Genomic DNA, 15,841 nt, shown 5'->3' with positions numbered 1-15,841 from the left:
AGCCTGTTAAGCCCATTGGCCTGGAAGTTGTTATGGCTAAAGACGGAAAAAAGCCAACCGCCCGAACAAGTCCCCAGTGTGCATTGGGCTTATCTAAGATTAGGAAAACTCGCGGGCTGGAATGACAGCAAACGAAGCGGAATTGTAGGCTGGGAAAGGTTATGGCAAGGATGGTTTAAACTGCAAACCATCCTTGAAGGTTACCAGCTAGCCTTGTCTCTTGAGCAAAAGATGTGATCAAGAGACAGATAGGAATACAGGGCTTAAACTTAAATTTAGGCTTGGATTTAGAATTAGCTCAGTGCGGCAGATTTAACAAATTACGCGATCTGGCCGAAACGCCCTTCTTGGTAATCGCGAATCGCCTGCTGAATCTCCGCTTGGGTGTTCATCACAAAGGGACCCATCTGGACGATTTTTTCACGGATAGGTTTACCCGCAAACAGTAGCATCCCAGCGCCGCGCTCATCCGCTTTAAGCTTAAGCACACTTTGGCTATCGAGCACTAAAAACTCGCCCTGATGATGTTGATTTGAAGCAGATGACCACTGTGAATCTTCACCTTTACTTAAGTCACCTTGGTACAAGTACAAGGCGACAAACTCATGTTGAGACAAATCGAGCGTGGCCTCAGCATTTGGCGATAGACTTAAATCAGCAATAGCAGCCTCACCCGCTAATCCTTGAATAGCCGCACTAATAAGCGGCTGATCTTTAAAGCCCCAATCACCCGCTAAGGCTTTTAAGCTAGCGCCAGTGTTATTGGTCACTTCAACGCTCGCGCTACCCGCAGTATCTTGATACTTAGCTGGACGCAGCTTGTCTTTGGCGGGCATATTGACCCAAATTTGAAATCCATGCAGACCATCGACAGCATCGGCAAGTGGCATTTCAGAATGCACTACACCGAACCCTGTACTCATCCACTGCACATCGCCGGCACGAATCGCCTTCACATTACCCATTTGGTCACGGTGCTCAAAACCGCCCTTACGAATATAAGTAAAGGTCTCCATCCCGCGATGGGGATGTGCGGGGAAACCGCCAATAAAGTCTTGTTCATCATCGGATTTTATTTCGTCGATCATCAAGAAAGGATCAAATTTAGTCGTCACAAAATCGGCGACACGGCGAATATTGACCCCATCGCCATCCATCGCGGCTTTGGCGGAAAACTGACTTAATACTTTCATTGCTGCTCTCCTATCGGTTGAGCAAAGCGATACGTGAAACGCCAAGACCGTACGGCTAACACAAGACGCAAACGCTTTGCTGATGGAGGCAGAATAACAAGGAAGTTTACAAAAGAATAACGCGAAATCACGGCCTAAACATTCGAAAAAATAGAACGGTAGATTGCTGATATCCACTCAAACAGGTTTGCCATGGCATTTACTCGTCGACTCACAGACAGTCCGCCCATGGGGCGGACGGTCGTCTCGCTAATCACCATGGCGCACCTTTCGAGCATTCGCGTAATCTGTAGATTTACAAGACATACGCAACATACTTTGGGACAAAACCTTGCTAGATTTTTTACTCTAATTCATTGGTTTCGGATTAATATTTGTAAGGCGATTATTGAACGTTAGTATTAAACCCGATAAACAAGCTATCCATTTTCTTGCATGAACTTAAGCGAGTGATCTCCAAAACTCATTTGGTCAAAACTCGCAGCAGGCTGAGCAGCTCAAAGCAGTAGAAGTGATCACTCATGAACAGTAGAAATGCTCAATTGCGCCAGTGCCGCCAGATTGGCGGCGCTGCACCAAGTTGCCCACACGGCTGTTACAGACTGAACTCTTCTACTGGCAACGGCTGCCCAGGCTGCTGCTCGGATTGCCCAGTTTCAGGCAAGAAAAAAGCCCCGAGGAAATGGGGCTGATTAGCACAAAGTGTTATGGCCGAAAGATCCCGACGATTTTGGGAAGCTGATGACAACGAAGCACACCGAATTATGAACAGCCTCCACCGAATCGGCTATACCTCATTCCGTATAATCCTCAAATTCCCAATATCCGATCCGGCTTAACTTCTCTGCTATCTCTTGCCAAGTCTTGCCAGAACAGCTATTGCAATAACTAGACACCTTGTTTTTTATTCTGTCCAAGTCATACTCAAAAACAATCAACATGTGACTACCAAAGACAACTTCGTTATCCGAGTGTTTGGATTTTAGCCACTCTGGAGTGCATATCTGCATATCAAAAGATTCTGCACCTTCTTCGCCTTCAGGGCCAATCATAGCCCGCACCCAAAAGCCAAAATTGTCAGATTCATCTGGCCAATATGAATTTAGATCAAAATCTAAAGAGTAAAATTCTTTTAGCTGTGCTCGCATTTTCTAATCCAATATATCCAAGTGACCATTGCTGATTGGGCGACCACCAACCTCTATTTTTCTTTCAAAATTAGCTTGAACTCCTGTAGTCGCATGAGGACTATTAGGCTTTGCAGATGGTGAACGGTAAACCTTGAGGCCGTCTTTACTAACCAGAGTTTTACCATCGCTGGCAACCCTTGCTCCATCACCGACCCAAGCTTTACCAAGTTTGTCTGCTTCAGCCCTCGTTCCCGAGCCTAAACCAAAATTACCTTTACCTTTGGCTGCGTCACGCAGTATTCCAATTTCCTTCCCTGCACTCTTTGCAACTCCAGGTAATCTGGCCTTGCCTATGAGTTCGACGGCTTTTTCTACCGCCTTGATTTTACCTAGGGATGGTATGGGAGCGATGGCTGTTGCAGCCATAAGAGCCTCGCCAGACCCTTCGGCAACTGCCTCTGATTGTTCTTGGGTTGTCAGGCCTGGAATATTCCCACCGCCCAAGGCCCCACCTTCATTTCCATGCAAGTAGCGGCAATCATAACAGTTTTTAGCAAAGATGCCGCTATCATCAGTACCTATTCCTGTATTATTGCTCCCCCCCCCGCCTTTAGCAATCTGCTGCTGGGATCCAATATCAGCAGTCTTACCAGTATTGGCTATTGAGCTGGCAACGGCGGCTTGACCTTTGCTGGAACCATTACTGATATGCACATTACCTTGGCTATCCTTGCCGATATGGCCAACGGTTTTGCCGTCCGCATTGGTGATGGCTTCAGTTTTCCCCGCTTCCAAGCCATCGGCACAACCTTTCAGCGTATCGTCCGTTGAACAGTAGCCCGTTGGATCTATACCAGACATGGGGTTGTTCATGATATAGGAGTAGGGATTCACGCTCTGGGTTGACGTAGGCGCTTGTATAAACGGGTCCACGCTCATAAACCTACCTAGGTTATAGTCGTAAATCCGCCCGTTCATATGAATTAACTGCTGTTCATTCAGATGCTCGTGGTCGGTAAAACCACGGCGATTCTTATTGGTGACCGCTAAATCCTGTAGTTGAGAAAGTGTCGTGTTTTTATTTTGGATATCCAGCTTATGGTTGATACCCAAATCGGTGGTGCGACCAAAGGGGTCAAAATAGCGCTGGCTAACAATATTGCCATTTTGGTCCGCTAGGGTGGTTGCACTGCCGAGGCGGTCCTTGAGAGTAAATTGCAGCAAATGACCACGCTGTGAGGTATAGCTGAGTACCGCAATGTCGTCTAAGTAAGCACGCCAGCTACCATCACTGTCTGCTTCATAGTACTTATCGGCATAATAAGTGGTTGTCGTTGCACTGCCGACCGTGCGGCTTTGCTTGGCGCGCATACTGTCGCTGCCATAGACAAAACTGGTGGTGGCACCACGGCCCGAGACGCTCAGCGGTTTATCCATGCCATTGTAGGTCATGGTGAGGCCATCACCCACACGCAAATTGCCGCGATTATCGTATTGAAAACTCACCGTGGTGCCATTGAGTTTATCTAGCTGGCACACTGCGTTTGGCTTGTAACCACAGGCGCTGCCGCCATAGCGGTAGGCAGTGGTGCTATTGGCACTGTAGTCGGTTTTCTTAAGGAAGTTCCCGACCTTATCGTAGGCATAGTTAACCGTGGCACTAAAGGTCGGATTGGTATTGCTAAACTGATACTCCGTTAGGCGATTAAGCGTGTCATAACGATAACTTTTGACTAGCCCAGTGACACCATTACGCTCACTGGTGAGGTTCATAAAGTCATCGTAACCGTCATAGTAATGACCGTGAATAAGGCCTAATGGCCCATCCACTTCCACACTCGACATTGTGCCTTCACTGTAATAAACCCGTGATTCAGACATCACTCTGTTGGCTAAGTTTGCGCCGGTAATATGTCCAGCCTCATCCATAGCCGTGATTTGACGATACAAATAGCCTGAGGCAGCGTTGCTGGTCTGCTCAAGGTAGCCGTAATCGTTATAGCCATATTTAAGAGTCAAACCATTAGGGTATTCCAATGCCTTAGGACGACCATAAAAGCCATCGTACTGATGTTTAACTGTACGACTCACGCCATCAACGGCAATCGTGGTTTGCGCCAGTTGCAGTGCCGCCGTATAGCTATAGTTGCGGGTAACGCCATTTTCAGTTTCAGAGGTCAACATGCCTTGTTTGAGTGTATCCCACACAAAGGTAGCGGTGCCCGGGGCGCTGCCGTCTGTAGTGGTTTTGCTAGTGATACGACCCAGCACATCAAGCACATAAGTTTGCACCACACCGTTGGCATCGGTTTGCTTATCAAGCTCACCTAAGGTGTTATACCCAAAGACTGTGGTACCTTGGTTAGGGTCTATTACCTGCGTTTTATGTCCAAAACCGTTGTAGGTGGCGTTGATGTCCTTGCCTGTGACTGCATAGTTGGCATCTCGGATAACTAAAGGCCGACCCGCGCCATCATAAGCAAAACGGTTGGTACCATCTTGCGCATCCACCGTTTCATACAACCAACCTTGACTGCCATAGGTGCGCGACATAGTGCGACCTTCAACATTAATATTGGTTGTCAAGCCATTATAGGTATAAATCGACTCCAGCCCGCCAGAACGACCATTAGGAATCGTGCGTCTGATAGGTCTATCGAGCGCATCAAAGTCACTAAACTCGGTATAGTCGGCAGCGGTGCCATTACCGTAGAGCGTTGAATCTCGGGTCATGCGCCCTAACGCATCATAATGCTTGTCTTGGTATTGATAACCGCCATCAAAACCTTGCGTGGCGGTGCGCAGTAAGCGACCTTGTCCGTCAAAATACTGCTCAGTTTCAGGCATCCCCGCCCCACTCGTGCGGGTCATCACAACGGGAACGTGATCATTATCCTGTGGAGCGTTATTACCTTCATTCGCTAGTAAATAACGCAGATAACGTGTCGGACTGCCCGTCTGCTGCACTTGTACTGGACGACCGATACCGTCGTACTCGGTTTGGGTCACGATATTATTGGGCGCGACCACTTTAATGGGAAGTCCTAGCCCCATATCGTATTCGGTAGTGGTGATATGACCTTTAGCATTGGTGACTTTGTAAGGCAGATAGCCATCGTCAACTTGAGTTTTACCGTCTTTGGTGTAGGTAAAGTTGTTTTGTCTCGCCGTGATGGCAGTACACGCACTACTTTGCCCAGTGCTTTTAGTCCAGAGCGGTAAACCATAGCTGTTTAAGCCGGTTTGCTCGACGCGATTACAACTGGTGTTACTGGCAGTATAAGTCACTTGCGTGGGCAATTTATGCACATTGTCCCACGTATTCACCGTTTGGAGTTGCCATTGTGCTTTATCACTTGTGCCTACAGGATCATCTCCCCAAGCGCGCTGAACGGTATCGTGGCTGGTGCGTATCTCATTAAATTTGTTAAGCCACCAGTTGTTAGTATCAACGGCAAAACTGGTTTCAGTGGTATTGGTATAGGCGTTAGCTTGACCTTTAATGTAATCCGTAAGCTTTTGTGTGTGCTTCTTGATATTGCCCCACTCATCCACGTCGGCCGAGCCAGTTCCTACTGTCTGCTTTATCTCTGACATCAAGCCCCCATCCAGATCCCAGGACCTCTGCAGCGAGCTGGTCTGAATGTTATGGTACACCCCCTTACTGCGCACCAGGCTTGCCTTATGCTGTGGATTATCTACCCAAGTATTGTTGACTTGATTCACTGTGGTGGAACCCACTGTCACTGTCTGTGAGGTTAATAGCCCTACACGCGGAAACTTCTGCTCAAAAATGCTATGCACCGTCTTATCCCGCTGCATATCCTTTTCCCAGATTTGATTAAACCCGGTAAAGCCTCGCCCTTGCAGGTTATACATCGCGCCTTTATAAGCATACTGGGTTTCGTTGTCTCCATTCTGACCGTCGCTTTGCTTAAACGACTGCACCACATACATGCTGGAGGCGAAATGCACATAGCCGGAGCCGACTTCATTATGGTCTGTGGTATAGAGTTTATTTTGCCCGGCACTGCCTTCACCGGTTGACAGTGGGCGATAACGCCACTCACTTTTATTACCCAATCCATCCGTAACAGATTGTAGATAATCTACTGGTTGGTAATCGCTACCAGAAGCGCCTGAACCTGAGCCATAGTTACGATAGAAATACGCACCATAATCTTTGCCACTGAACGGTGTACCATTTGCAGCACCTGATGGATACCAATTATAAGTATTTTCTTTAGGGTTGCTATAACGGCTGCCATACATAAATAATAAGTCTTGCGTACCATTACCATGCACATCTACAACCGTAGCTTTGCGCGCGGAGGAAATAAAATCAGTATTCTCTTCGCTAATAACAATATCATCATTGTCTGTAAGTTTTAAATTTATCTTTTTTAAATAATATAAACTCTCATCTTTTATATCCCAAGGTATAGGAGATCGAACGTTGTAATCATAAGGATCAGACTTATAGGTTCCATAAATATCCCTACCACATAGAGTTTTAGGTGTCATAGTCTGATTAGGGTTACTTCCACCACCGTGCTTAAACTCCCATATTTTTGCACATGAAGCAACGGCTACTTTATCTGGCACTAAAAGATCTACAGAACCATCTGAATCTATATCATAAACTAACATAGCATCATTAAAATACAATTTATTCCCTTCAAGTAACTCATGACCATCAGGAGAATATTGCAACCACTCAACACTAGGCAGCTTAAAGCTTTTTTTTGGTTCAGAAAAAGAGCCACCTTTATTAACCCTAACAAATCCATTTGACAAATCTAATAAGTCAGGAAGCGAATCACCAGTAACATCAGCGAAAAATGAATAGCTGTGTTCATTATTTAATGAAGATACATTTAAGTTTGAAAACAAAACTGTCGACATTGACTGATTCAACTTTACAGAATCAACATATACTTCATCAATTTCTATAAATGAAGAATTCCCCTGTACAGTGCCGACCTCCAATTGATTCCAATGATTCATGACAGCGATATCAGGCAAGCCATTTCCATCTATATCACCTGGAAATTCTAATGTCGTAGTACCAATTTTACGGTTTCGCCCTCTGTTATCTTCAACTAAACACAGACCACAACCTAGATACACACCTGTGTCATCATAAGGTTGTTCAGGATTTTTATTGTGCAGATACAGATAGAAATTTCGTCTATTTAACTTATAATCAAATACCTTTGAGACAACTAAATCAATATAACCGTCACCGTTAAAATCGCCGGAATATCGAACAAAATCCACTTTATTTCCATAACTACCCTGAGTTGGATCACTTTGCTTTAATTTTATTTTTGTTCTGACAACCTTTCCATCCGCATAATTAACAACCAGTGTTTCATCATCAGCTACTGACAACCTATCAGTGCGTCCATCATTATCTATATCAGGGCTAACGCAATGAAACATTTGCAGACTAGTATCCAAAATACAAGAGTCAAGTCTATTGCTATTACCCTTAGTATATTCCCCTTCCGCATTTGTGTTGTACTCTGGAAAATCCAACGTACCATCACCATCAAAGTCACCACTAGGAATAATACTTTCAATAATTACTTTATCTTTATAAGTTCGTTGGAAATTACCATCTCTAGTAAAACCTGTTGGCTCAAGTTTAAATTTAGCTTTACCATCAAACCACCCAAAATGACTTCCACTTGAACAATTATCTTTGCGATCACAACTTTCAATAAACTCCAAGAAACTCCGATTACTATTATCGCTAACAATATAACGGACACCATAACTTACAACCAAATTCGAACTGTTATATGTTTTAATAAAAGCCAATCTATGTGAACTTGATATCTTTCCTCCGCCTAAATAAAGATGAGATTCATCTGGTCGCAGTTCGTATATAAATTCGACATTACGATCGCCTAGAATACCATTTCCACCCGTATAAAAAATCTGACTTAGAAGGTGCTCGCCTGCGACCGAGTCGTCATACTTATAATCTATTGTATTAGCACCATTTGAGTGCGACTCTTGGGTTACTTTCCAGCTTAATACAGTACTTAACCCACCCGGCACAAAGCGACTATTAGCATTTGCACCATAGGTTGCCGAATTTCCATCAGGTTTATAGACAGTAAAACTACTATTACTGTCATTGATATTGCCGTGCTGAACCACTTTAACGAAGGAGTCCATCTCAGTACGATATTCGGTATTACCTGTGCCATAGGTGCCTGTAATGGCAATCAAACGCTGACCATCGAGGCACAATCGATCAGTTGAGGCACTAAAGGTGACTGCACGAGTAAAACCATCTTGGGCAAAAGTTGCACCGCAGCGACTAATGCTTGACCCTGCATTGAGTGACCAACCCACACCTAAAATGCCATTACCCCCTTGGGAGTTATAGCTAAGCGATACAGATGGCTGAACGCCATTACGTCCTGGCGGTAAATCGATGGGAATTTGATAACTAGCTTGACCACCCGATACGCCAGCTTGCCCTTTAACCGATGCAGCATTGAGATCTACAGCATCAGAAGGTGCAGTGTCACTGCCGCCGGCATCTGCAACAGACACCCGAGATAAATTTTTCCAATCACTGCCAAGCAAGGGCAAAGTCACCTGCGTATTGCTCGATAACTTCCAAGCACTGCACGCTGTAGTGCAAGCACGCACTTGATACTGATAGGTGCCAGAAGTGAGCCCCGACAACGCATAATTTGTGGCCGTTCCTGAATACTTAGCGACCCAAGCGCCACCATTCACTCGTTGCTGTAACTCATAACGCGCAGCACCACTGACGCTCGACCAAGAAACACTAAAAGCCCCAGTTGCATTGGTTGCTGGTGCGGAGATCGAAGTTGGTATCGTTAGAGTTGTCGGCGCAGAAGGGCTGCCAACAAGAATAGAGGGGCTATAAGCGCTACACAATGAACCTTTACAAGCATTGATTCGGTAGTAATATCTAGAGAGAGTCTTGTTGGGCAACTGTAATATTCGTTTCCAAGACCAGCCACCAGAACAAACCGTGCCACCAACAGCAAACGATTTATAGGCTACAACACCATTATCAGCTTGGCCCAATCCACTGTATACATTCGTCCAAGCGCTGCCATCAAGTGACTCCTGGATATTAACGGCAGTGACGGAACAATCAATCCCCCAACGTAACTCTACAATTGACGTAAATCGACTGCCGGAAAGAGTCGGTGCATCCACAGGTAAAGGAATGTTTGGTAATACAGGGTCTATCTCAACCTTCGGTTTCGTCAACGCCGCATAACTCGGTGTTAGCCATACCAGTCCAAGCAATAACATAAAAGCGGCAAAAGATGATTTACGGCGCAGCGTCCACAGTGGCAACATGACATTCCCTTTAGTTCAAGATCCTTTTTTTGTCAAATCACAATACAAAAATAAACACCCCTTAGCAACAAAGTGAAAACACTTTATTTGGTTTTATTTTACTTTCAAAACAGTGCAGCTATGATGTTTTAATCATAATCACACTTGATAAGTTTATACTTCAATAGCTTCTGAAATCCGCAGTGCATCTTCAATTTCGACACCTAAATAGCGCACGGTGTTATCCAGCTTGACATGTCCAAGCAAGATTTGAATCGCCCGAATATCCTTGGTTCGACGATAAATTAATGTCGCCTTGGTTCTACGCAACGAGTGCGTGCCATACAATTCACTATTCTGCCCTAATTGACTCGCCCAGTTTTTTACCCTCGATCGGTAATAGCTATAACTCATCGGCTGATGAATACTCCTTGGGCTAGGAAATAGATAATCCTCAGCGGTTAATCCCTTTTCGAGCAACCAAGACGTCAGGCTGTGCTGAGTTTTTGGGGTAATTTCAAACTGAACGTCACGATGGGTTTTACGCTGTGTTAATCGCACTCGCGGATTGATGATGCCAGATGAGGTAATGTCTTGGACCTTCAAGTGTAATAAGTCACAGGCTCGCAATTTTGAATCAATCGCCAGATTAAGTAACGCTAACTCAGCAATATTATGTTCTAACTCCAAACGAGTACGAATGCGCCAAATCTCTTCCAATTTAAAAGGTCGTTTTTGTCCCATGGGATGACCTTTATTCCAAGCGTCCATATAAACCTCCTCAGGTTGTGATGAATAAACACTTAAATTTTAGGAAATGGTGCGCTTAATTGGACACATATGGATTATAAAATCTCATGTATAAATGAAATTAAAGCGGTGTCTAAACATGGAGTGCTAAATTGCTTTGGGGCATAAATTGCGTTTTGGACTTGCCAGTAGCTACATCCGTGTCAATTGGTATAAATGATGCTAAAGGAATTGGCTTTGTTGCGGTAGCAGTTTTTTATTCAGTTTGGTGGGTAACCCAAAGTTCATCCAAATTGGAACCGACCATATGGCGTCACTCTTGATTTTTATCCCAGATGGACCGGCGTGACAAGCTATGGTCAATGGCAATAGCTGCAGTAAGAGTATCCAGTTCATTGATATCATCATTGCACGGGGTTTGTATCTGTTTTGGGTTGTGCAGCGCGGTAAGCGTCCATGATTGGAGCCCAGGCCATGCCACTGGGTGTAGGGTACTGTTGATAGGCATCACGATATGCTTTATCAAAATCGTCGAACCACACTTTGTAGACTTTGGTGATGGGATTTTCCTTGTCTTGCGAGGTTTGCATTTCCTTAGCAATCCCCCTAGCCAGCAGGATATCAGGCTTCACTTTGGCATTGGTTAAAAACGCCTCGACATAACCTCCGGTCGCCATACCCAGCCCAATATTCCTACGACGCTCTTCACGCCACACATCCCTCACTTTGAAGCGATAAGGTTGCGCAATTATGCTTTCTAACTCTGCTGGCAACGTCAAACTTATGCGATAGCGCTTCTTGTCGTGAAATGAAATCCACTCTAGCTCCACCAGGTCCGGAATCGGCCGTGTGGTGTGACTTCCTTTAGAAATACTCCAGCGATAGTCTTTTTCTTTTAACCCTTCAGCCCCGAAAAATCCGGCAGAACCATTGGTTGAGGCATCCACCAACTTACCCTGACGATAAAAGAGTACCTCGGTTACCCAAAGTTCATCTGAGTTGGAACCCACCATATGGCGCCACTCTAGATTTTTTGGCTCAGTTGGAACAGTCTGACAAGCTGTGGTCAATGGCAACAGCAGCAATAATAGTATCCAGCGCATTAATAACCTCCCTTTTGGTTACCCGTCATCTTGCTAACCTCTTTTTCACCCATTCTATTGTGGATACTGACTAGCCCGGTATCCGCGCTGTAGCGCAAGTGTACTGAGATCACTAAATTAATACGCTTCGCCCCGTTTCATTTCATCTGCATCCTAGGGCCCTATATGCGGTGCGATTCTGCTATTTCTCTGCCCCATTTACGCACCTGTTCATAATCCGGCGCGGTGTCCGGATTTTCCCAATATACGAAAACCAAAACTCGATCTGGTAGATTTAAGTTGCCTGATTCGTACCACTCAATTTGAAGATTGTTAAATCCCCCATCGATCATGCCTCGTCGCATAGACTCAAAGTCATCTTCATTTAATGACTGAATAGAAGAGTCTCCTTCTCTCCATGTAACGATAATGTGGTACGTATTTCGATTCATATTTTCAGACACCTAACATTTAATTAGTGCAATGCTTCAGCCAGAGCGTTTCGACTTGTTAAGCGTTAGTGGTACGAGCCAGCCACTCGCTCATTGAATTTGATACCTTTTTAACATCACTACCATCATGATGGAATATCCATACTGAGAAGTTGTCTTCTGGGTCTAAGTACAATAGATCCCCGTTTTCTTCTGCAACAACAAACCCATTGGCTACTCTGTTTATAGGAAGCTTACCCTCTGATGAGTGAACAAACTCACTGTTCGAGAACTCTTGGTAGCATTTTAGATATAGTTCCAATTGTCGATGTGCTGGAGCATTGCCTACTCCTGACATTTTAATGTTTTCACAAAGTAACTCTTCGTCAAAAAATGCCCAGCACCTTCCCTTGAATTCAGGGTATTCATCTGGGTATTCGTTAAAACAGTAATCTTCGCCAGCGTCGATACCTGCGACAAACTCAAGATAATCGCTTGGCAGTTCTATGCCTCGTTCTATTTGTAATTCCAAGATTTTCACGATTCTTCCTTATTTGTTAGACGGCTGCGTATTGACCAGCTTCAAACTACAGACTGCAATGGTTAAGTAGCTTCTCAAAAGCTGCATATTCATAACCTACACGGCATGTTACAAGTTTATTGACTCTAGGCAAGTTCATGGAGGGAGGTTCTATCGATATTAGTTTTTGGAGCTTGAAGCAATTAGCTTCTTGTCCCAATTATAATGACACGCTGTGACTTTGCGTTTATTAATCTATGATTCAATGAACCAGACTTACTTCATCTGGTTCATGTGTTGAAATATCATTATTTGATATGGATGGCAGCTAATCTGCCACCTCTAATTTAGCTGTACTATATATTATTGAGCATTAAGCCATTCAGACGCTGGCAACGGCCTATCAACAATGCGGATCTCAGCAATATCACCTCGGAATAGGTCAGCGACTTCACCTTCCCAGCTAGAGGCTCCTACCATCCATTCACCTCCAGGGATACTCACTGTAATGGTATAGCGAGTCTGGCCACTCTATTAAAGCTAATATTAGATTATTGAGGGCAAATACAAATGGCTAAACCTCGATAGATATCCATTTCAAACACGCTTTGGGGCAATAGCTTTTTAGCTAATCGAACAGCGATAGGGTTAATTAAGATTGGCATTGTTGCAACTGTGACCGTTGGCGGCATGGATGCCGTCGTCGAGCCCTCAGGGACGAGTTTATGGCGAGTCACAGGGGAAACAATGACAATTTATGCTGCAAACTGACAACAAAGTTATCTTGCTTTGGGGCCATAGCTTTTTCGCAGAACGGGCAGCGAGAGGGTTGGTTAGGATTGGCATTATTACGGAAGTGACCGTAGGTGGCATGAATGCCACCGTTGAGCCCTCAGGGAAGCTTATTTTAAAAACAATAGGCGGCATGTCACTGGAGCAATATTGCCAATCGACACTGCACATGTTGTGAATCTTTTACGAAACTAACTTTGATGAATTAAATCTTCAACCTAATCCGGTTTAAACACGCCGATCACCGCGCCGGTGGCTTTTTCTGTCACCTTTTCATCGGTTTGCTGTTCACGGTAATCACACTCTGTGCATTCAACGGTTTCGATGCCGTTTTCCTTGTAGAGTAAAATGCTGTCTTTGGCGCTACATTTTGGGCACTTAGCACCGGCTACGAAACGCTTTTTGATTTTAGTGTTTGTCATAATAGATAAAGGACCAGATAGCAGGGCCAAGGGACTCGGCCGAAGAAATTGCCGCTATTTTGCCACACTGATGATTGAATGCCAGTGTTACCTGAAAGTATGAGGTCTTAGGTCGATGTGATGCGATTCGCTAAAGATCATCCTGAAAAGTCGAATAATTGTCCGAGTTATCGGGTCAGGCTGTGGTTTGAAACTGGGTTGTACGCTATTATCTGTGCCCTGACGAATTCACGTTCTAACCAAGTTGTAGTCAATGATCAGCATCAACCAAGCGCAATTAATCCGTGGCAGCAAAACCCTGCTAGATGAGACCTCTCTCACGATTTATCCCGGCCATAAGGTCGGTTTAGTCGGTGCTAACGGCACAGGCAAATCCTCACTGCTCGCATTAATTTTAGGTCACTTAAGCCTAGATAAAGGTGAATTTAGTCTGCCTTCTGGCTGGCAAATTGCCACTGTGGCCCAAGAAACCCCTGCGCTCGACGTCTCGGCACTGGAATATGTGATCGATGGCGATAGCGAATATCGTCAATTAGAAGCCTTATTACACAAGGCCCAAGAAGATAACGACGGCAATGCCATCGCACTCTTACACGGCAAAATCGACGCTATCGGTGGTTATGCGATTCATTCGCGCGCGGGTTCATTGTTAGCGGGTTTGGGCTTTAGTGAAGCCGAGCAAAGCAATCCAGTAAAAAGCTTTTCGGGTGGTTGGCGTATGCGCCTCAACTTAGCCCAAGCGCTGCTGTGCCGCTCTGACTTATTGCTCCTCGACGAACCAACCAACCACTTAGACTTAGATACCATGTACTGGCTCGAAGGTTGGATTAAGTCCTATCAAGGCACGCTGATTTTAATCAGCCATGATAGGGACTTTATCGATGAAATCGTTGATGAAATCGTCCACGTTGAAAATCAAAAACTCAATTTCTACAAAGGCAATTACAGTGCCTTTGAGCGCATTCGTGCCGAACGTATGTCGCAACAACAGGTTGCCTTCGAACGCCAACAAAAAGAACGTGCGCACATGCAGTCCTTCGTTGACCGTTTCCGTTACAAGGCAAGTAAAGCCAAACAAGCGCAGAGCCGCTTAAAGGCACTAGAGCGCATGACTGAGTTGTTGCCGTCTCAAGCCGATAGCCCCTTTTATATGGAGTTTCGTGCTCCAGAAGCCCTACCCAATCCGCTGATTAAGATGGAGCAAGTCGCTATCGGTTATAGCGATAAGCCAATCCTGAGCAAGGTGCATTTAAACTTAGTACCGGGTGCGCGCATTGGTTTACTCGGCCGTAACGGCGCGGGTAAATCGACATTAATTAAGCTGTTATCGGGTCAATTATCGCCAATGACAGGTTTGTATGAACCTAACCCTGGCGTCAATATCGGTTACTTTGCCCAGCATCAAATCGAATTTTTGCGCCTCGACGATACGCCGATGCAGCATTTAGTACGTCTGGCACCCAATGCCAGAGAGCAAGAGCTACGCAACTTCTTAGGCGGTTTTGGTTTTAACGGCGATATGGCGCTTTCACCTGTGCGCCCCTTTTCTGGCGGCGAGAAAGCCCGTTTAGTGTTAGCGCTATTAGTTTGGCAACGCCCTAACCTATTGCTGCTCGATGAACCCACCAACCATTTAGACTTAGAGATGCGCCACGCCCTGACAATGGCATTGCAAACCTTTGAAGGCGCTATGGTTGTCGTCTCGCATGATAGGCATTTACTGCGTTTAACCTGTAGTGATTATTATCTGGTCGATCAAGGTGAAGTACGTGCCTTCGACGGTGACTTAGACGATTATCACCAATGGTTGCTCGATGCGGCGAAAGCCAACTCGAATCAAAACAGCACCAGCGACGAGATCAAACCTGCCGCCGATAAAAAACAGCAAAAACGCCTCGAGGCCGAGATCCGCCAAAAGGTATCGCCGCTCAAGCGCAAACAAACTAAGTTAGAAACCGAGCAACAAAAGCTGAGCGAACGCCTCGCCGAGCTAGAGCACTTGCTGGCCGATAGCGAATTGTATGATCAAGATAACAAAGCCAAGCTAACCTCGGTATTAACCGAGCGAACGAGCTTGACGCAAACCTTAGAAGACAGTGAAATGCAATGGCTCGAGTTGCAAGAAGAGATAGATGCAATGGAGCAAGAGGTCATGGAGCAACAATAACTCCAGCGTTCTT

At 45.2% G+C, this 15,841-nt stretch carries 10 protein-coding genes and 1 pseudogene; 2 read left to right on the top strand and 9 right to left on the bottom strand.

Annotated features, from left to right (window positions below):
* Window positions 1-237 (top strand): annotated as a pseudogene (locus tag L5L98_RS20130) (IS4 family transposase); the annotation flags it as partial.
* Window positions 238-320: 83 nt separating this feature from the next.
* Here L5L98_RS20130 and L5L98_RS20125 read toward each other — a convergent pair.
* The 9 genes from L5L98_RS20125 to L5L98_RS20085 all read right to left on the bottom strand — a co-directional run bounded on the left by L5L98_RS20125 (window position 321) and on the right by L5L98_RS20085 (window position 13,661).
* On the bottom strand, window positions 321-1,193 hold the full coding sequence (locus L5L98_RS20125) for a pirin family protein (protein ID WP_263143100.1): 873 nt from the start codon (window positions 1,191-1,193) through the stop codon (window positions 321-323).
* A gap of 794 nt (window positions 1,194-1,987) precedes the next feature.
* The gene (locus L5L98_RS20120) at window positions 1,988-2,341 is read right to left on the bottom strand and encodes an immunity 8 family protein (RefSeq protein WP_263143098.1); all 354 of its coding nucleotides are present in this window, start codon (window positions 2,339-2,341) and stop codon (window positions 1,988-1,990) included.
* A gap of 3 nt (window positions 2,342-2,344) precedes the next feature.
* Window positions 2,345-9,685: a SpvB/TcaC N-terminal domain-containing protein gene (locus L5L98_RS20115; protein WP_263143095.1), complete on the bottom strand. Its 7,341-nt coding sequence runs from the start codon at window positions 9,683-9,685 to the stop codon at window positions 2,345-2,347.
* Between the two features lie 153 nt (window positions 9,686-9,838).
* Window positions 9,839-10,435: a tyrosine-type recombinase/integrase gene (locus L5L98_RS20110; RefSeq protein ID WP_263143092.1), complete on the bottom strand. Its 597-nt coding sequence runs from the start codon at window positions 10,433-10,435 to the stop codon at window positions 9,839-9,841.
* Between the two features lie 201 nt (window positions 10,436-10,636).
* Window positions 10,637-10,810 carry a hypothetical protein gene (locus L5L98_RS20105; protein WP_156471675.1) on the bottom strand — a complete coding sequence of 58 codons (174 nt, stop codon included), beginning with the start codon at window positions 10,808-10,810 and terminating at the stop codon, window positions 10,637-10,639.
* 8 nt (window positions 10,811-10,818) lie between these two features.
* Window positions 10,819-11,517: a DUF2931 family protein gene (locus L5L98_RS20100; protein ID WP_011919828.1), complete on the bottom strand. Its 699-nt coding sequence runs from the start codon at window positions 11,515-11,517 to the stop codon at window positions 10,819-10,821.
* Window positions 11,518-12,006: 489 nt separating this feature from the next.
* Complete coding sequence (locus L5L98_RS20095; RefSeq protein WP_025008846.1) at window positions 12,007-12,468, bottom strand: SMI1/KNR4 family protein; 462 nt, start codon at window positions 12,466-12,468, stop codon at window positions 12,007-12,009.
* 530 nt (window positions 12,469-12,998) lie between these two features.
* The gene (locus L5L98_RS20090) at window positions 12,999-13,184 is read right to left on the bottom strand and encodes a hypothetical protein (protein ID WP_131526099.1); all 186 of its coding nucleotides are present in this window, start codon (window positions 13,182-13,184) and stop codon (window positions 12,999-13,001) included.
* Window positions 13,185-13,457: 273 nt separating this feature from the next.
* Window positions 13,458-13,661 (bottom strand): YheV family putative zinc ribbon protein, encoded by a 204-nt coding sequence (locus L5L98_RS20085; protein WP_012088350.1) that lies wholly within the window; start codon window positions 13,659-13,661, stop codon window positions 13,458-13,460.
* Window positions 13,662-13,914: 253 nt separating this feature from the next.
* On the opposite strand from L5L98_RS20085, the gene L5L98_RS20080 reads away from it, so the two are divergent.
* The gene (locus L5L98_RS20080) at window positions 13,915-15,828 is read left to right on the top strand and encodes an ABC transporter ATP-binding protein (protein WP_263143086.1); all 1,914 of its coding nucleotides are present in this window, start codon (window positions 13,915-13,917) and stop codon (window positions 15,826-15,828) included.
* Window positions 15,829-15,841: the final 13 nt, after the last annotated feature.

The organism is Shewanella sp. SM23 (assembly GCF_025654295.1).
GTDB classification, from domain to species: domain Bacteria; phylum Pseudomonadota; class Gammaproteobacteria; order Enterobacterales; family Shewanellaceae; genus Shewanella; species Shewanella oncorhynchi.
This window is presented reverse-complemented; position numbering and strand designations above follow the sequence as displayed.